Genomic DNA, 18,145 nt, shown 5'->3' with positions numbered 1-18,145 from the left:
CCGCGCGTGTTCCCACGACCGGATGACCTCCAACGGGTGGTTTCCCCGCCACCGCCGCCGTGCCCCCAGCGCCCCGCCGCACCGCGCGCACCAGGCACAACACCCGCCCACCCGCACCCCGCCCACCCCGCGCAACCCCCGTCCACCACGCGGACGACCTCGACACAAGATCGCCCCCAACCCCATGATTCCCCGCAGTTCCGAGCCGGGGAGGTGGTGCCATGGGCGCCGGGGGACTGGACCGACGCTCGTTCCTCGCGGCAGCCGGGCTGCTCGGCCTCGGGCTGGGCGGGCCGTCGCTGACCGCCTGCGGGGCCAACACCGGGCGCGACGGGTCCGCGCCGGGCACGCTCAGCCACTGGTACCACGCCTACGGCGAGGACGGCGTGCAGGACGCCGTGCGCCGCTACGCCGCCGACTACCCCGACGCCCGCGTCGAGGTGCAGTGGAACCCCGGCGACTACGACTCCAAGATCGCCACCGCGCTCCAGGGCGGCCGGGTGCCCGACGTGTTCGAGGCGCAGGTCAAGGTCGACTGGGTCCGGCAGCAGCGGGTCGTCCCGCTCGACGACCTCCTCGGCGACCAGCGGCCCGACTTCGTCAAGGCCCTCTTGGACGCGCAGACCGTCGACGGCCGCCTCTACGGCATCCCCCAGGCCGTCGACACCCAGGTCCTGTTCTACCGCCCCAGCCTCCTGCGCGAGGCGGACGTCACCCCGCCCACCACCGTGGACGAGCTGGTCGACGCCACCCGCCGCCTCTCCGGCAACACCGCGCGCGGCCTGTTCGCGGGCAACGACGGCGGCGTCGCCGTGCTCACCGCGCCGCTGCTGTGGTCCGCAGGCCTGGACCTGCTCAGCCGGGACGGCAAGTCGCCCGGCTTCGACGACCCGCGCGCCGCCACCGCCGTCGGCAAGCTCCGCGAGCTGCACGCCACCGGCGGCCTGCTGCTCGGCGCCCCCGCCGACTGGGCCGACCCCGGCGCGTTCACCGAGGGCCTGACCGCCATGCAGTGGACCGGCCTGTGGAACCTGCCCAAGATCGTCGAGGCGCACGGCGACGACGTCGGCGTCCTGCCCTTCCCGCGCCTGGACGCCGACGGCGCCGAGTCCGTGCCCGTGGGCGCCTACAGCGCGGTGGTCAACGCCCGCGCCGCCGACGTCGACCGCGCCAAGGACTACGTGCGCTGGCTGTGGGTCGAGCGGACCGACCACCAGGCCGAGTTCGCCACCGCCTTCGGCGCGCACCTGCCCGCCCGCGCCAGCCTGCGCGCCGCCGCCGACCGGCTCAGCGGCGGGCTCGGCGCGGACGTCGCCCGGCTCGTCGCCGACGTCGGCCGCGTCGCCAACCCGGCCCGCTGGAGCGCCGCCGCGAACACCGCCCTGTCCGACGCCGTCTCCCGCGTCGCCCGCGAGGGCGCCGACCCCGCCGAGGAGCTGCGCGCCGCCGTCGCCACGGCCCGCGACGAGCTCACCAGGCTGGACCGGTGACCCGCAGCCGCCCGCTCGCGTTCTGGCTGTTCGTCGGCCCGTTCGCGGCCGGGCTGCTGCTGTTCACCGGCCTGCCGATCGCCTGGAGCGGCTACCTCAGCCTGTTCGACGCCAGGGGCACGGTCACCCCCACCCGCTTCACCGGCCTGGACAACTACGCCGCGATCCTCACCGACCGCGCGTTCCTGGACAGCGTCGGCACGTTCACCGCCTTCGCCGCCCTCGTCGTCCCCGCCACCACGGTCCTCGCGCTGGGCCTGGCCCTGCTGCTCAACGGGATCACCGTCGCCCGCGCGTTCTTCCGCTCGGTGTTCTTCCTGCCGTTCGCCTGCTCCTACGTGGTCGCCGCGCTCATCTGGCGCTCCGCCCTGTTCCCCGGCACCGCCGACGGCGCGGCCAACACCGCGCTCGGCTGGTTCGGCGCCGACCCGCTCGCCTGGATCGGGACGGTCGACCCGCCGCTGTACTGGGCGGTGCTGGTCAGCGCCCGGCTGTGGCTGCAACTGGGCTTCTACGCGATCCTGCTCATCGCCGCGCTCCAGCGCATCCCCGAGCACCTCTACGAGGCGGCCTGGGTGGACGGCGCGTCCCCGCGCTGGCAGAGCTTCCGGCACGTCACGCTGCCCGGCCTGCGCGGCGCGCTCGCGGCCGTGCTCACCCTGAACCTGATCAACGCCTACCAGGCGTTCGACGAGTTCTACAACATCCTCGGCGACTCGCGCGGCTACCCGCCGTTCGCCCGCCCGCCGCTGGTGTACCTGTACTACACCTCGCTCGGCTCGGGTGGGCAGGACCTGGGGCGGGGGAGCGCGGGCGCGGTCGTGCTCGCGCTGGTGATCGCCCTGGTGACGCTGCTGTCCGGGCGGGCGCTGCGGGGCGTCCGGCGGGAGCGGGCCCGGTGAGGCCGGTCGGGCGCCGCCGCACCGCGTCGGGCCGGATCGGCGCGCTCGCCCGCTGGACCGTCCTGCTGCTGGCCTCGGCGCTGTTCCTGCTCCCGTTCGCCCTGCTGCTGCGCGACGGCGTCGGCGCCGGCTGGGCCACCGTCCGGCAGGTCTTCACCACCACCGACGTCCCGTTCGCCCGCAGCCTGCTCAACTCCACCACCGTCGCCGTGCTCCAGACCGCGGGCCAGCTGCTCGTCTGCTCGCTGGCGGGCTACGGCCTGGCCCGCGTCCCCTACCGGCACGCGAACCGCGTCCTCGCCGCCGTCGTCGCCACCCTGATGGTCCCCACCGCCGTCACGTTCCTGCCGACCTTCGTGGTCGTCTCCAGCCTCGGCTGGGTCTCCGACCTGCGCGGACTGGTGGTGCCCGGCGTGTTCAGCGCCCTCAACGCCTTCCTGTTCCGGCAGTGCTTCCTGGACTTCCCCGCCGAGCTGGAGGAGGCGGGCACGCTCGACGGCCTGTCGCGCTGGGGCGTGTTCCGACGCATCGTGGTCCCGAACCGGCTGGGCTTCTTCGCCGCCATCGCCGTGATCGACTTCATCGGCGCGTGGAACCAGTTCCTGTGGCCGCTGGTCATCGCCCAGGACTCGTCCTCGTGGACCGTGCAGGTGGCGCTGTCCGCCCTGCTCACCGCGCAGAACCCCAGGACCACGCTGCTGTTCGCCGCCGCCGCCGTGTCGATCCTGCCGATCGTCCTGGTGTTCGCGCTGCTCCAGCGCCACCTCGTGCGCGGCGTCACCGAGACCGGCCTGAACGGCTGAAACAGCGCCGGACACCCCGGCCGCGCCTTTCGGGGCACCCCCTGAAAGCACCCCGCCGACTGCGCACCCCCGTAGCGCGACCACCCCGACCGCACCCCTCCCGCCGTGCAAAACCGACAATCCCCACCACGGGTTCGGTAAACCTCAGGTAGCTCTGGGTGATCCCCTGGCGATCTTTCCCCTACGCCGCAACCGGCGGTTCTCCCCTCCGGAGGAACTTGTGTGGCCGTTGATCCGTGTGGTAACCGCTCAGCGGCCTTTGTCGACACCCTACAAACCGGCCGCCCCGCCACACGCCATCACGAACATGGTGCGCGGGTGGCCGAGCCGTCAGGGTTATGAATCAGGCTGCGGGCGGCGCTCCGGTACGCGGACGCCGCCTTTCGCGCGTGGGTAATCGGGAGGCTCAGCAAGGTGTTCACTCGTGTCGCCATCGTCAACCGCGGTGAGGCCGCCATGCGGCTCATCCACGCCGTCCGGGACCTGTCCGCGGAGACCGGGAGGCGCATCGAGACCGTCGCCCTCTACACCGACGCGGACCGGGGCTCGACGTTCGTCCGCGAGGCCGACCTCGCCCACTGCATCGGCCCGGCCTCGGCCCGCCCCTACCTGGACCACGCGGTCCTGGAGCGCGCGCTGCTGGAGACCGGGGCCGACGCGGCCTGGGTCGGCTGGGGCTTCGTCGCCGAGGACCCGCAGTTCGCGGAGCTGTGCGACCGGATCGGCGTGACCTTCATCGGCCCGTCCGCCGAGGCCATGCGCAAGCTCGGCGACAAGATCGGCGCGAAGCTGATCGCCGAGGAGGTCGGCGTCCCGGTCGCGCCGTGGAGCAAGGGCGAGGTCGCCACCCTGGAGGACGCGCTCAGCGCGGGCGCCCGCATCGGCTACCCGCTGATGCTCAAGGCCACCGCGGGCGGCGGCGGGCGCGGCATCCGCATGGTCGCCTCCGCCGAGGACCTCACCGAGGCCTACGAGCGCACCAGCCAGGAGGCCCTGCGCGCCTTCGGCTCCGGCATCGTGTTCCTGGAGCGCCTGGTCACCGGGGCCCGGCACGTCGAGGTGCAGGTCATCGCGGACGGCCAGGGCACCGCCTGGGCGCTCGGCGTGCGGGACTGCTCCGTGCAGCGCCGCAACCAGAAGATCATCGAGGAGTCGGCGTCCCCGGTCCTGGACCCCGAGCAGACCGCCGAGCTCAAGGCCTCCGCCGAGCGCCTCGCGCTCGCCGTGGACTACCGGGGCGCGGGCACCGTCGAGTTCCTGTACCACCCCGGCGAGAAGCTGTTCGCGTTCCTGGAGGTCAACACCCGCCTCCAGGTCGAGCACCCCATCACCGAGATCACCACCGGCACCGACCTGGTCAAGCTCCAGCTGCACGTGGCGTCCGGCGGCAGGCTGGAGGGCCCGCAGCCGGTGGAGAGCGGCCACGCCGTGGAGGCCCGGCTCAACGCCGAGGACCCCGACCGCGACTTCGCCCCCTCGCCCGGCCGCATCACCCGCCTCGTGCTGCCCTCCGGCCCCGGCATCCGGGTCGACACCGGCGTCAGCGAGGGCGACAGCATCCCCGCCGACTTCGACTCGATGATCGCCAAGATCATCGCCTACGGCCGGGACCGCTCCGAGGCGCTCGGCCGCCTGCGCCGCGCCATGGCCGAGACCACCGTCGTCATCGAGGGCGGCGCCACCAACAAGAGCTTCGTGCTCGACCTGCTCGACCAGCCCGAGGTGATCGACGCCAGCGCCGACACCGGCTGGATCGACCGGGTCCGCGCCGACGGCGGCCTGGTCGTGCGCAGGCACTCCGGCGTCGCGCTCGCCACCGCCGCCATCGCCTCCTACCTGGAGGAGGAGGCGGTCAGCCGCCAGGGCCTGCTGGCCACCGCGTACGGCGGCCGTCCCCAGGTGCAGCACGAGACCGGCCGCCCGCTGAACCTGAAGCTGCGCGGCGCGAGCTACCAGGTCACCGTGGCCCGCGTCGGCCGCTCCCGCTTCCGCGTGGGCGTCTCCGGCGGCGGCGCCGTGCACACCGCAGACGTCGAGGGCGAGCGCTTCGACGACCACAGCGGCCAGGTCACCGTCAACGGCCGCCGCCACCGCCTCGTCGTCGCCACCCACGGCCCCGTGCACCTGGTCGAGGTCGACGGCGTCGCGCACCGCATCAGCCTGGACGAGGGCGGCGTCGTCCGCTCGCCCGCGCCCGCGCTGGTCGTGGCCACCCCGGTCGCCGTGGGCGACGAGGTGGACGCGGGCTCGCCCGTGCTGGTGCTGGAGAGCATGAAGATGGAGACGGTGCTGCGCGCGCCGTTCCGCGCCAGGGTCCGGGAGCGCCCGGTGTCCGTGGGCAGCCAGGTCGCCACCGGCGCGCCGCTGATGCGCCTGGAGCCGCTGGCCGACGGCGCCGCCGCCGAGGCCGAGACCGCCGCCGTCGAGGCGCCGGTCGACCTGCCCGCCGAGCCCGACGGCGTCGCCGCCGACGCCCGCCTCGGCCGCTGCCTGTCCGACCTGCGCAGCCTGCTGCTGGGCTTCGACGTCGACCCGCAGGACCGGGGCCGCGTCCTGTCCGGCTACCTGGCCTCGCGCGCCGAGCTGGGCGGTCGTCCCGTCGAGGGCGAGCTGGACCTGCTCACCGCGTTCGCCGACCTGTCCGAGCTCAGCCGCAACAAGCCGCGCGGCGAGCTGGAGGCCGAGCCGGGCAGCCCCGTGCACAGCCCGCGCGAGCACTTCCACGCCTACCTGCAGAGCCTGGACGTCGAGCGGGCAGGCCTGCCCGAGGACTTCACCGCCAAGCTCTCCCGCGTGCTCGCCCACTACGGCGTCACCGAGCTGGACCGCACCGCGCCCGGCCTGGAGTCGGCGGTCTTCCGGATCTTCCTGGCCCAGCAGGACCCGGCCGCGCACGCCGCGGTGATCTCCGAGCTGCTGCGCCAGTGGATCGAGTCCCCGCCGCCCGCCGAGCCGCTGCTCCAGCGCGCCGGTCTGGCGCTGGAGCACCTCGTCGAGGCCACCCAGGTCCGCTTTCCCGCGCTGTCGGACCTGGCGCGCGGCATCGTGTTCCGCTGGTTCGCCCAGCCGCTGCTGCGCCGCAACCGCGCCAAGGTGTTCGTGGAGGTCCGCGACTGCCTGCGCTACCTGGACCAGAACCCGGACGCGCCCGACCGCGCCGAGCGGATCAAGGCCATGGTCGCCGGACCGCAGCCGCTGGTGCGCCTGGTCTCCGGCCGCGTCGGCCGCCCCGACCGGGACAGCGGGCCGCTGCTGGAGGTCATCACCCGCCGCTACTACGGCAACCGCAGGCTGTCCTCGGTCACCACCACCGACCTGTCCGGCTGCCGGTTCGTCACCGCGGACTACGACGGCGGCAACGGCGTGCACCGCGTCGTGGCCACCGCCGTCGAGATCGACTCGCTGCCCGCCGCCGTCGACGCGGTCGGCCGGATCGCCGCGAGCGGCGAGGGCGGCCTGGCGGCCGACCTGTACCTGGTCTGGGACGGGCAGCCCGACATCGAGGGCATGGCCGTGCGGCTGGCCGAGGTCCTCGCCGCGCACCCGCTGCCCGACTCGGTCCGCCGGGTCACCACGACGGTGGCGGGCTCCACCGGCGCGGTCATGCACCACCACTTCACGTTCCGCCCGGAGAACGGCGCGCTCGTGGAGGACCGGCTCATCCGGGGCCTGCACCCGCAGATCGCCCAGCGCCTGCAGCTGCACCGGCTGCGCGAGTTCGACCTGACCAGGCTGCCCTCGGTCGACGAGGAGATCTACCTGTTCAAGGCCACCGCGCGCAGCAACCCGGCCGACGAGCGGCTCATCGCCATGGGCCAGGTCCGCGACCTGACCCCGCTGCGCGAGTCCGACGGCAGGCTCGTCGCGCTGCCCGCCGTGGAGGAGGCCATCACGGCCTGCCTCGACTCGATCCGCAACATCCAGGCGAAGCGCCCGCAGAACAAGCGCTTCGACACCAACCGGATCATGATGTACGTCTGGCCGTCCACCGAGCTGACCCCGGACGAGCTGAACACGCTGGTCGAGCGCATCCTGCCCACCACGGTCGGCGCGGGCCTCGAGGAGGTCCAGTTCCTCGCGCGCCAGCGCACCTCGTCCGGCGACCTGGCCGAGGTGGCGGTGCGCATCACCCTCGACCCCGGCCGCGGCGCGAGCCTGCACGTGGGCGAGCCGTCGAACGAGCCGGTGCTGCCGCTGGACGACTACGGCCAGAAGGTCGTGCGGGCGGCCAGGCGCGGCAACACCTACCCGTACGAGCTGGTCGGGATGCTCACCGGCGCTGAGGGCAAGTTCGTCGAGCACGACCTGGACGAGCACCGCGCGCTGGTGCCCGTTGACCGGCCCAGAGGCCGCAACACCGCCGCGCTCGTCGCGGGCGTGATCAGCACCCCGACCGACCGGCACCCCGAGGGCGTCACCCGCGTCATCCTGCTCGGCGACCCGACCAAGGCGCTCGGCGCCCTGTCCGAGCCCGAGTGCGCGCGGATCATCGCCGCGATCGACCTCGCGGACCGGATGGGCGTGCCGCTGGAGTGGTTCGCGCTGTCGGCGGGGGCCCGGATCTCGATGACCTCCGGCACCGAGAACATGGACTGGGTCGCGGCGGCGCTCAAGCGCATCGTCGAGTTCACCCAGGACGGCGGCGAGATCAACATCGTGGTCGCGGGCATCACCGTCGGAGCCCAGCCGTACTGGAACGCCGAGGCCACGATGCTCATGCACACCAAGGGCATCCTGGTCATGACGCCCGACTCGGCGATGGTGCTCACCGGCAAGCAGTCGCTGGACTTCTCCGGCGGCGTCTCGGCCGAGGACAACTTCGGCATCGGCGGCTACGACCGCGTCATGGGCCCCAACGGGCAGGCGCAGTACTGGGCGCCGAACCTGGTGGGCGCCCGCGACGTGCTGATGTCGCACTACGACCACTCGTACGTCGTGCCCGGCGAGACCGGCCCGCGCCGCGCCCCGACCTCGGACCCGGCCGAGCGCGACGTGTCCGGCTTCCCGCACGCCGTGGCGGGCAGCGACTTCGCCACCGTGGGCCAGATCTTCTCGGCCGAGCACAACCCGGACCGCAAGAAGCCGTTCGACATCCGCACCGTCATGCGCGCGGTCACCGACCAGGACCACCCGGTGCTGGAGCGCTGGGCGGGCATGGCCGACGCGGACACCTCGGCGGTGCAGGACGCCCGCATCGGCGGCTGGCCGGTGTGCCTGATCGGCATCGAGTCCCGCTCGGTGCCCCGTCGCGGCTTCCCGCCCACCGACGGCCCGGACACCTACACGGCGGGCACGCTGTTCCCGCGCTCGTCCAAGAAGACCGCGCGGGCCATCAACGCCGCGTCGGGCAACCGGCCGCTGGTGGTGCTGGCGAACCTGTCCGGGTTCGACGGCTCCCCGGAGTCGATGCGCAAGCTCCAGCTGGAGTACGGCGCGGAGATCGGCCGGGCCGTGGTGAACTTCCAGGGCCCTATCGTGTTCTGCGTGATCTCGCGCTACCACGGCGGCGCGTTCGTGGTGTTCTCCAAGGCGCTCAACCCGAACATGACGGTGCTGGCGCTGGAGGGCTCGTTCGCCTCGGTGCTCGGCGGCGCGCCCGCGGCGGCCGTGGTGTTCTCCGGCGAGGTCAACAACCGCACCGCCACCGACCCGCGCGTCACCGAGCTCCAGGCGCTCGTCGCGGCGGCCACGGGCGCGGAGCGGGCCTCGCTCAACACCCGGCTGGCCGAGGTGCAGTCGTCGGTGCGGGCCGAGAAGCTCGGCGAGGTCGCGGCGGAGTTCGACCGGGTGCACAGCATCCAGCGCGCGGTCGAGGTCGGCTCGGTGGACGAGATCATCAGCGTGGCGCAGCTGCGCCCGAGGATCATCGAGGCGATCGACCACGCGCTGAAGGGGTGAGCCGATCCCCCCGCGCCGGAAGGGTTTCCGGCGCGGGGGGAGCCCGAGCGCGCCGAGAGGTCCGACGCAGACGGCGCGGACCGCGACTGACGTCGTGGTCCGCGCCGTTCCACGTCCGGCGGGAGGAGCGCTCCCGTGCCCTGCCGCCGCCGCGGTCCCTGGGGGATCAGGAGACGTTGATGTTCGAGTTGCCGCTGCTCTGGTAGCCCTCGGTCGCCATGATCATGTAGTACCTGAAGTCGCCCAGGCGCAGCCCGTACCGGCTCCACGCGTCGAAGTGGTTGCCCGTGGTGATGGAGCCGCCGACCCGCTTGACCTGCCGGGTGCTCCAGAACTGCGGGAACGTCTTGTTGTTGCCCTCCACCGACGGCGCGTTGTAGCGCATCGTCTGGTAGACGTCGTACGTGCCGCCGTCGCTGCTCACGGTGCCCTTGAACGTGCCCGTGGGGCGGTAGTTCCCCCAGCTCTCCACGATGTAGTACTCGACCAGCGGGTTGGACGTCCAGCCGTACAGGCACAGGTAGCCGTTGCCCGAGGGGTTGAAGCTGCCCGAGTAGTTCACCGTCCGGCGGCTTCCGTTGCTCCAGCCCTTGCCCGCCACGAAGTTCCCGGTGTTGCGCCACGACGTGCTGTAGTTCCCGCCGCCGCCGAGCGTCATCGAGATCGTGTTCTGCGAGTCGGTCCAGAACGAGAAGTAGTACCCGTTGTGGGTGCCGGTCTGGTTGGTGGTGATGGTCTGGGCGTGGGCGACGCCGGGGAGCACGAGCCCGGAGGCCGCCCCCAGCACGGTCGCGCCCGCTCCGCCCAGGAACAGCCTGCGGCCGATCCGGTGCTGCCCGCCCGCCGCTGCGTCGGCTGCTTCTGCCATGTCCGCCTTCTCCTCCTCGTTGAGGGATCACCCGGCACGAGGCTCGGGCGGCGGTGCCGGGCCGGATGCGCCACTCCAGTGTTTTGCGCACCCGGTCCGGTGTCAACGCTTTGCGAAACTGTTGCGCGGCAACGGGGTGCGCAACAGTTTCGCGGCACGCGGGTCGGTCACGCCGCGGGCGGCACCCGGTCCAGCAGCGAGTTGGCCTTGACCACCTGCAGCGACAGCGTCTTGTAGCCGACCTCGTGGAACAGCACGGTGATCTGCTCGCCCTCGGTGCGCACCACGGTGCCCTCGCCCCACTTCGGGTGCGTCACCTTGCTCTCCGGCGGGAACTCGTCGTCCTCGGCGACCGGGGCCTGCGTGTCCACGCCGCCGTCGCAGGTGTCGCAGTTGCCGCAGGCGAAGCCGAGCGACTGGCCGAAGTAGCCCAGCAGGTTCTGCCTGCGGCAGCCCCTGGTCTCGGCGTAGGCGCGCAGCACCTCCACCCGCGACAGCTCCAGCCTGCGCAGCCGCGCGGCCTCCTCCACCGCCTCCTCGGCGGCCTCCTTCGGCAGCTTCTCGGCGGTGAGGCCGTCCTCGTCGACGGTGAGCGCGCCGACCGCGGTGAGCAGCGCGACGTGCGCGGCGATCTTGCGGCGGGACAGCTCCAGCGCGTCGGCCGCCTCGTCGGCGGTCACCCCCGGCTTGCCGTGCACGTGCGCCATCACCGTGGCCAGCTCCGCGCGGTCCGGGCGGCGGGCCTTGAAGAACCGCTGCAGACCGAGGTCCTTGGGGCTGAAGAACAGCACCGCGTGCGCGGGCTCGCCGTCGCGGCCCGCCCGGCCGATCTCCTGGTAGTAGGCGTCGAGCGAGCCGGGGGCCGCGGCGTGCGCGACGAACCGCACGTCCTTCTTGTCGATGCCCATGCCGAACGCGGAGGTCGCCACGACCACGTCCACCTCGCCCGCCATGAACGCGTCCTGCACCCGCACCCGCTCGGAGGCGCGCATCCCGGCGTGGAACGGCTCGCCGCCCAGCGCCTCCGCGTACGCCTCGGCGTCCTTGCGGGTGGCCACGTAGACCAGGCCGGGGCCCTGCGCCTCGCGCACCCACGACAGCAGCGCGCGCCGCCGGTCGTCGTCGTCCGCGAACTCGCGGACCTCCAGCTTCAGGTTGGGCCGGTCGAAGCCGCTCACCTGGACCACCGGGTCGCGCATCCCCAGTTGCGCCACCACGTCGTCGCGCACCGCCGAGCCCGCCGTCGCGGTCAGCGCCAGCACCGGCGGGCGGCCGAGCGTCTCCACGACCTGGCCGAGCCGCAGGTAGTCGGGGCGGAAGTCGTGGCCCCAGGCGGAGACGCAGTGCGCCTCGTCCACCACGAACAGCGCGGGCCTGCCGAGCCTCTCGACCACCTCGGGCTTGGCCAGCTGCTCGGGCGACAGGAACAGGTAGCGCGCCTGCCCGCGCTCGACCGCCTCCCACGCCTCGCGGTTGTCCGCTTCGGACTGGGCGGCGTTGACCGCGTACGCCGGGGGAGCGCCCACCTCGCGCAGCCGGGCGACCTGGTCGCGCTGGAGCGCCACCAGCGGCGAGACCACCACGATCAGCCCGTCGAGCAGCAGGCCGGGCACCTGGTAGATGCCGGACTTGCCCTGGCCGGTGGGCATGACGACGAACACGTCGCGCCCGCGCAGCACCTCGCGGATGGCGGTGACCTGCTCGTCCCGCAGCCGGTCCCAGCCGAAAGCGCGCTTGGCGGTCCGGTTGACCTCGCGCCGCTCCCCACCCTTGACCATGCGGGTGAACCTGCGCCTCCACCCCTGAAACCGTGTCCTGCTCATGCGGGCCACTTTCCCAGGACGAGGGGGCGGGAAACCGCGTTCCGGGTCACAAGGTGGTGAAGCGGGGGTCGCGGGTGGCCGGTGGGGGCGCTGTTCTCCCTTGTGGGGCAAGGGGGAGGGCGTGGTCGGCGGCGGCGGTCCCGGCGCCGCGCGGGGGGAAAGTCAGGGGTTGAGCACCACGGGCAGCGAACGCCAGCCGGTGACCGTCTGGGAGCGCCTGCGCACCAGGTCGTCCGGGCTGCCGCAGCGGCGGAAGTCCGGGAACCGGTCCAGCAGCCCGCGCAGCGCCACCTCGGCCTCCAGGCGGGCCAGCGGCGCGCCGACGCAGAAGTGGATGCCGTGGCCGAACGCGAGGTTCCCGCCGTCGGCCCGGTCGAGCCGGAACCCGTCGGGGTCGGGGAAGCGGGCCGCGTCGCGGTTGCCCGAGGGCAGGCTCACCAGCACGATCTCGTTCGCCGGGATGACCGTGCCGCCGACCTCGACGTCCTCGGTGGTGAACCGGGCGGTGGTCATCGCGACCGGGCTGGTCAGCCGCAGCAGCTCGTCCACGGCGCGGCGGGTCAGGTCGGGGCGCTGCACGAGGAGCCTGCGCACCGGGTCCTCGCGCAGCAGCAGGTCCGCGCTGGAGCTGATCAGCCCCGCGGTGGTCTCGTGCCCGGCCACCACCAGCACCAGGCAGGTGCCGAGCAGCTCGGCCTCGGTGAGCCGGTCCCCGTCGTCGGCGGCGCGGGTGAGCGCGGACAGCAGGTCGTCGCCGGGGCGGGCGCGCCGGTCGGCGATCAGCTCCCGCAGGTAGGCGGGCATCTCCTCGGACGCCCGCAGCGCGTCGGCCTGGCCGGACTCGCCCATCAGCTCCTGGGACCAGCGGCGCATCGACGGCCGGGCGTCCTCGGGCACGCCGAGCAGCTCGCAGATCACCGTCATGGGCAGCGGCAGCGCGAACCGCTCCACCAGGTCGACCTCGGTGGTGGTGGGCAGCGCCTCCAGCAGTTCGGCGGTGAGCGCCTCCACCCTCGGGCGCAGCCGCTCCACGCGCCGGGCGGTGAAGTCCCTGGCCAGCAGGCGGCGCAGCCGGGTGTGGTCGGGCGGGTCCATGACCAGCAGGTTGTCCCGGAACAGCGCGGACAGCCTCGGGTCCCGCCCGGCCTCGACCAGCTTGCCGCTCATGATCTCGCCGAGCCGCCGGAAGTCCTTGGCCACCCGCTCGTCGCCGAGCACGGCTCGGGCGCACGCGTGGTCGACGACGACCCACACCGGCAACCCGGTCGGCAGCGCGGAGCGGTGCACCGGCCCCTGCTCGCGCAGGGCGCGCAGGGTCGGGTGGGGGTCGTGGAGGTACGCGGGGCTGAACAGCGGCGCGATCACCTGCCCGATGGTGGCCCAGCGCGGCGGGCGTGTCAGCGGTTTCCCGGCGCATTGCGCCGATCGGGGGCCGAGCACGGCCGCCCGGCTCCGCGCGGCCTGGTTGGCGCCGGGCGGCCGGTGTCGAGCCCGCACCTGGCGTCGCGCTCGCTCCCGGCGCCGCGTCGCGCACCTCGCCGCGCCCGCTCCCGGTGTCGCACCAGCCCGGCCTGCGTCGTCCCGCCCCCGGCGTCGCGCCCGCCCGGTGCGCGCCCCTCTCGCCGCGCCCACCCCCGCCCCGCCGCCGCGCTCACGCCCACCCGCCCCGCTTCTCCGCGAAGATCCACCGGTTGTCCTCCAACGGGTCGTCCGGTTCGGGGGTGGGCCCCCGGCCGTGCTCGCGGGTGAACTCGAACGGCGCCCTGGAGGTCGCCGTCCAGCCGCGCGCCGCGAGGTCGGTGGCGCTGTCGGGCCTGGGGTCGGGGTTGAACAGGGACAGCAGGTCCACGCCGATCCGCTTGCGCGCCACCGTGTACAGCGGCCCGGTGCGCACCGGCGCGCCGTCCGCCGGGAACGTCTTGAACTCGAACGCCAGTCCGCTCCCCGGCGCGGACAGCCGGTCCAGCTCCCGCACCAGCCGCCGCTCCGCCGTGTGCGACAGGAACATGAAGATCCCCTCCGCCAGCCAGGCCGTCGGCGCCGCCGGGTCGAACCCGGCCTCCACCAGCCTCGGCGTCCACGTCCCGCGCAGGTCGGCGGCCACCGGCGCCCGCGCGGCCCCGCCGCTCGCGCCCAGCCCGTCCAGCACCCGCTGCTTGAACGCCAGCACGTGCTCGTGGTCGACCTCGAAGACCGTGCACCCGCCAGGCCAGTCCAGCCGCAGCGCCCGCGTGTCGAGGCCGGCGCCCAGCAGCACGAACTGCCGCGTCCCCGCGCGGGCGACCCGCGTCAGGTGGTCGTCGAACACCCGCGTGCGCAGCCCGAAGTAGCGGGCGAGCCTGCCCCACAGCGGGTCGGCGTCGCCGTCCGCCACGTCCTCGATGCGCAGCGGCCAGCCCTCGGTGTCCGGTAACGCCCGCACGAAGTGCTCCGCGTACCCGTCGACGGCGAGCGCGTCGTCCCGGTTGCTCTCGATCGCCCGAGCCGCCGCGACCATCAGCGCGGTGCGGCTCACCCCGGCCGCGACCCGTTCCTCCGCAGTGGTCATCGCGTCCCCTCCCCGCGAAGCCGGGCCCCGCCGCTCCGCCCCCGGATCGCCGCCCAACGCCGTCGTGGGGCGGTCGGGGGCGAAACTACGCTACGGCGCTGGCGGTTCCGGGGGCGTCGGCTGAGGGGGTGACGCGCGTGTTGCGCAGAGTCGTTCCGGGGGCCGCGCCGCTGACCGGTGAGGGCGCGCCTGAACGTGTCAGCGGTGCTCACCGGAGTGCGCCCGCCCCACCGCCCGGCCCCGGTGCTTGAGTCGAACGGATGAATCAGCGCCGAGCGCCGACCTCCCCGCCGCCCGCCGCGCGCCGGGGCGCGCTCACCCGACGCTCTCCCCGTGCACCCGGCTGACCCGCAGTGTGATCAGCACCCGCCGCTCGGCGACCACCGCCGCCCGGTACCCGTCCCGGTCGGGGTGCTCCCCGGCGGCCCGCCGGTAGTGGTCGACCAGCGCCTCCACCTCCGGCCCGCGCGGGTCGCGCCCTGGGTTCCCGGCCTTGGCCCGACCGGCGGTGGTGGAGACGAGGACGACCTCGGCCTCGCGGTCGCAGTGGGGCTGCACGGGGGAGAGCTGGGGCGTCCCGTCGGCCTTGAGCGTCGCCAGGACCCCGAGCGAGCTGTGCGCGAGCAGGTCCCCCGGGTCGAACCCGGTGGTGGTCACACCCGCGTGATCCCGCTGCGCGCCCGTCCCGTCACCCGGTGACCCTGGCGACGAACGCGCTCAGGTTCACCACGATCCGCCTGCTCCGCTCCTCCACCCCCAGCGTCTCCCGGTTCGGCTCGCCCGAGTCCCGCTTGCCGCGCACGTACAGCGAGCACGCCAGGTCGCCGCACAGGTAGGTCCCGACCGTGTCCCCCTGCTTCCCCGCCTTCCCGGCCTTCGGCGCCACGACCAGCGACACCCCGCCGCTGTGCGTGGTCACGCAGATCGAGCACATGCTCCGCCCGCGGGCCACCGGCGCGGGCGCCCGCAGGGCCAGCCCGGTCAGCCTCCCGTCCAGCTCCGCGACCAGGTAGGCCCGCTCGGGCGCCTTCGGGTCGTGCCAGCCCAGGTAGTCCAGGTCCTCCCAGGGCTGCTGCGCCAGGTCGCGGGGCACGTTCAGGCGCTTGGCCTCGCCCTTGCTGCAGTTCACGAACGCGCCCCGGATCTCCTGCTCGGTCAACGGCCTCATGGTGGGGTACGGTAGGTTCCCTAAAGCCTTTAGGCAAATGACTAACACCTTTCGGAAGGATGGTGGTGCCGGGTGGCGCGCGCCGGGGTGACCGCCGAACGCCTGGTCCGGGCCGGGGCGGAGCTGGCGGACGAGATCGGCTTCGACCGGCTGACCGCCTCCGAGGTCGCCCGCAGGGTCGGGGTCAAGGTGGCGAGCCTGTACTCGCACGTCGCCGGGTTCGACGACCTGCGCGCCCGGATCTCCGCCTTCGCGCTCGCGGAACTGGCCGACCTCGGCGCGGCTGCCCTGGCGGGCCGCTCCGGTCGCGACGCGCTCGCCGCCCTGGGCGGCGCGTACCGCGACTACGCCCGCCACTGCCCCGGCCGGTACGCGGCCACGCGCAGCCGGGTCGCCCCGGAGGACGTCGCGACCGGCCGCAGGCACTCCGACCTGGCGCGCGCGGTGCTCCGCGGCTACGACCTGCCGGAGGCGGAGCAGGTCCACGCGGTGCGGTTCATGGGCAGCGTGTTCCACGGGTACGCCGAGCTGGAGCTGGCGGGCGGCTTCGGGCACAGCGAACCGGACAGCGGGACGAGCTGGCGGCGCGCCCTGGACGCGCTGGACGCGGCCCTGCGCGCCTGGCCCGCGCCCCGGTAGCCGGGGCGCCGTCCCTTGGTGCTTTTCCCGACTCCTCGATACAGTTCGGCGTCGGCAGAAAAAGGCACTGTGCAAGTTTCTCCATTTCCCGGTTTTCCCGGTTCGGTTGTTCAGGGGAACGCCTCCGCGACGGCGTGCACGCGGGGTTGAAAATCCCCCTCCCCTTTCGTGCGAACGGGGCACGGGCAGCTACGCGGAACGGGTGGCCTCCCTTACGGTGCCGCCCCTGCGTGCGGACCCTTGCCTGTGGGAGTCCCGAGGACACTGCGGGACCCCGGCTCATCGAGCGGGAATTGGCCTGTCCGGCCGCAGCGCCAGGGCACCCCCCTGGCTCTAGGGTGGACGGGTCGGCGCCCAGGACGGGGAGGCGTGTTGTGGTTCTTTCCCTCGGACCGCGCGCATCCCGGGAAATCCCCACCGAGCATTGCGCGGTCGTCCGCACCGCGTTCCGGCGATCCCGGCACACCTGCCACTGAACGGGAGAATCCTCGGCAACCAGGGAGCAGGCATGGTCCGTGAAGGCAGTCGCGACAGCCGAGGGCGGGGAACCGTCCTCCCGTTCGCCGAGGCGCTCAGCGGCATCCCCGGACTCGACACCCAGGCCGACCGGGACGCGTTCATCGACGTCCTGCGCGCGGAGCTGGACGAGCCGGTGGTCCTCAAGGACCAGACGCACCCCAGGATGCAGCTCTACCGGATAGCGGAGTTCTGCGCGCGGACCCCCGAGCGGCTGGGCGCGCTCCTGCGCGCGGCCCGCTGGTGCGCGCACGACCCGGCGCACGTGTCCGCGCTGGAGCGGTTGGTGCTGGGCGCCGACGTCGAACCGGTGCACACCTCCGCCGCCACCACCGCGCTGCTGGCGCTGCTGGAGGGGACCTCGCTGCCCGACCTGGCGGAGCTGTGCGCGTCCATCGCCGGTCCCGCCGCGGACGACCTGCGCGGACCCGTCACCTACCGCCAGGCGTTCGCCCTGCTGGACAACGTCAACGCGGGCGCGTCGGGCCTGCCCAGGACCCTGGAGCTGGTCGAGCGCATCGCCACCAGGTTCCCGGCGGGCCTGGCCAACGAGCTGCGGGACTGGGCGTTCCGGCAAGCGCTGGAGCTGGAGGTGGTCGACCAGCTGCTCGCCCTGCGCGGCGCCGCGCACGCCACCGCCGGACCGGCCCCCGGTTCCCCCGCCTACCTCGTGCTGCGCCTGGAGCGGCACGGTCCCAGCGGCGAGGAGTACCGGCTGTGGGACTGGCGGCAGCTCGACGGCGCGGCCGACTGGGCCCCCGTCCCAGGGCGCGAGGTCACCGGGCCGCTCCCGGTCGTGAAGAAGCACGTCGCCGACCTGGTGGACCAGGTCGAGCGGGAGTGGGCGCGGCACGACGTCGAGATCCGCATCGAGGTCTTCCTCAGCCCCGAGCTGCTCAACCTCGACGTGGACGCCTGGCCGTGGGAGCGCGGGGCCCTGCTCGACGAACCGGTGGGCTGCCGCTACCAGCTGGTGGTCCGCAGCACCCGGCGCGCGGTGAACCCCCGCTACCTGCGGGTGTGGTTCAAGCGCTGGTCCGCGCTCCTCAGGCACCTCGCGGAGGGGCGCGCCATCCCGCTCTCGGGCCGGGTCGACTGCGAGGCGGGCGCGCTGACCGCGCTCATGACGGAGCTGAACCGGGACCGGGAGCTGGTCGCCGTCGTCCTCAGCGGTCCGCCCGAGCCGGGCTTCCCCGGTTTCCAGCAGGTCGAGGCGGGGGAGCGGCACGGCGTCCCGCTGATGCTGTGGCACCGCGACCGGACCGCGGCGCCGGGGTTCCCCGACCTGGTCGACGCGCTCCTGCACACCGGCGACGACCGGCACGACCTGCTGGGCAAGGTGCGGCTCATGCGCGTCGCGGCGTTCGGGGCCGAGACGGGCACACCGCCGAAGGCGGGCGCCGCCGTGACCGTGCTGTACGACGACCCCGACCGGCTCGTCACCCCGGCGGGCGCGGGCGCCCCCGAGGAGGCGGTCGCGCGATGACCGC

General features: G+C 73.9%; 12 protein-coding genes. 6 read left to right on the top strand and 6 right to left on the bottom strand.

Going from position 1 to position 18,145, the window contains the following annotated elements:
* Positions 1–221: 221 nt before the first annotated feature.
* From CNX65_RS21250 to CNX65_RS21235, 4 genes are all read left to right on the top strand, one after another.
* A complete protein-coding gene (locus tag CNX65_RS21250; protein WP_096495334.1) occupies positions 222–1,490 on the top strand; it encodes an ABC transporter substrate-binding protein in 1,269 nt (422 codons plus the stop codon).
* On the top strand, positions 1,487–2,392 hold the full coding sequence (locus CNX65_RS21245; protein WP_096495333.1) for a carbohydrate ABC transporter permease: 906 nt from the start codon (positions 1,487–1,489) through the stop codon (positions 2,390–2,392). The genes CNX65_RS21250 and CNX65_RS21245 overlap by 4 nt, the downstream gene beginning before the upstream one ends.
* The gene (locus CNX65_RS21240) at positions 2,389–3,195 is read left to right on the top strand and encodes a carbohydrate ABC transporter permease (protein WP_373565498.1); all 807 of its coding nucleotides are present in this window, start codon (positions 2,389–2,391) and stop codon (positions 3,193–3,195) included. Before CNX65_RS21245 ends, CNX65_RS21240 begins: the two co-directional genes overlap by 4 nt.
* Before the next feature lie 414 nt (positions 3,196–3,609).
* Positions 3,610–9,093 (top strand): ATP-binding protein, encoded by a 5,484-nt coding sequence (locus CNX65_RS21235; RefSeq protein WP_096495332.1) that lies wholly within the window; start codon positions 3,610–3,612, stop codon positions 9,091–9,093.
* A gap of 166 nt (positions 9,094–9,259) precedes the next feature.
* Here CNX65_RS21235 and CNX65_RS21230 read toward each other — a convergent pair whose 3' ends face one another.
* From CNX65_RS21230 to CNX65_RS21205, 6 genes are all read right to left on the bottom strand, one after another.
* Positions 9,260–9,961: a glycoside hydrolase family 11 protein gene (locus CNX65_RS21230; RefSeq protein WP_096495331.1), complete on the bottom strand. Its 702-nt coding sequence runs from the start codon at positions 9,959–9,961 to the stop codon at positions 9,260–9,262.
* 167 nt (positions 9,962–10,128) lie between these two features.
* Positions 10,129–11,739 carry a RecQ family ATP-dependent DNA helicase gene (locus CNX65_RS21225; protein ID WP_096495330.1) on the bottom strand — a complete coding sequence of 537 codons (1,611 nt, stop codon included), beginning with the start codon at positions 11,737–11,739 and terminating at the stop codon, positions 10,129–10,131.
* A gap of 207 nt (positions 11,740–11,946) precedes the next feature.
* The gene (locus tag CNX65_RS21220) at positions 11,947–13,149 is read right to left on the bottom strand and encodes a cytochrome P450 family protein (RefSeq protein ID WP_096495329.1); all 1,203 of its coding nucleotides are present in this window, start codon (positions 13,147–13,149) and stop codon (positions 11,947–11,949) included.
* Positions 13,150–13,435: 286 nt separating this feature from the next.
* Positions 13,436–14,332 carry an SAM-dependent methyltransferase gene (locus CNX65_RS21215; protein ID WP_096495328.1) on the bottom strand — a complete coding sequence of 299 codons (897 nt, stop codon included), beginning with the start codon at positions 14,330–14,332 and terminating at the stop codon, positions 13,436–13,438.
* A gap of 315 nt (positions 14,333–14,647) precedes the next feature.
* A complete protein-coding gene (locus CNX65_RS21210; protein WP_096495327.1) occupies positions 14,648–14,989 on the bottom strand; it encodes a pyridoxamine 5'-phosphate oxidase family protein in 342 nt (113 codons plus the stop codon).
* 31 nt (positions 14,990–15,020) lie between these two features.
* Positions 15,021–15,500, bottom strand: a complete 480-nt coding sequence (locus CNX65_RS21205; protein WP_096495326.1) for an FBP domain-containing protein — start codon at positions 15,498–15,500, stop codon at positions 15,021–15,023.
* Between the two features lie 72 nt (positions 15,501–15,572).
* Between CNX65_RS21205 and CNX65_RS21200 the strand changes: the two genes are divergently transcribed.
* A complete protein-coding gene (locus tag CNX65_RS21200) occupies positions 15,573–16,139 on the top strand; it encodes a TetR/AcrR family transcriptional regulator (RefSeq protein ID WP_096495325.1) in 567 nt (188 codons plus the stop codon).
* A 508-nt stretch (positions 16,140–16,647) separates the two neighbouring features.
* Positions 16,648–18,141, top strand: a complete 1,494-nt coding sequence (locus CNX65_RS21195) for a VMAP-C domain-containing protein (protein WP_096495324.1) — start codon at positions 16,648–16,650, stop codon at positions 18,139–18,141.
* Positions 18,142–18,145: the final 4 nt, after the last annotated feature.

Source organism: Actinosynnema pretiosum, assembly GCF_002354875.1.
GTDB classification, from domain to species: Bacteria; Actinomycetota; Actinomycetes; order Mycobacteriales; family Pseudonocardiaceae; genus Actinosynnema; species Actinosynnema auranticum.
This window is presented reverse-complemented; position numbering and strand designations above follow the sequence as displayed.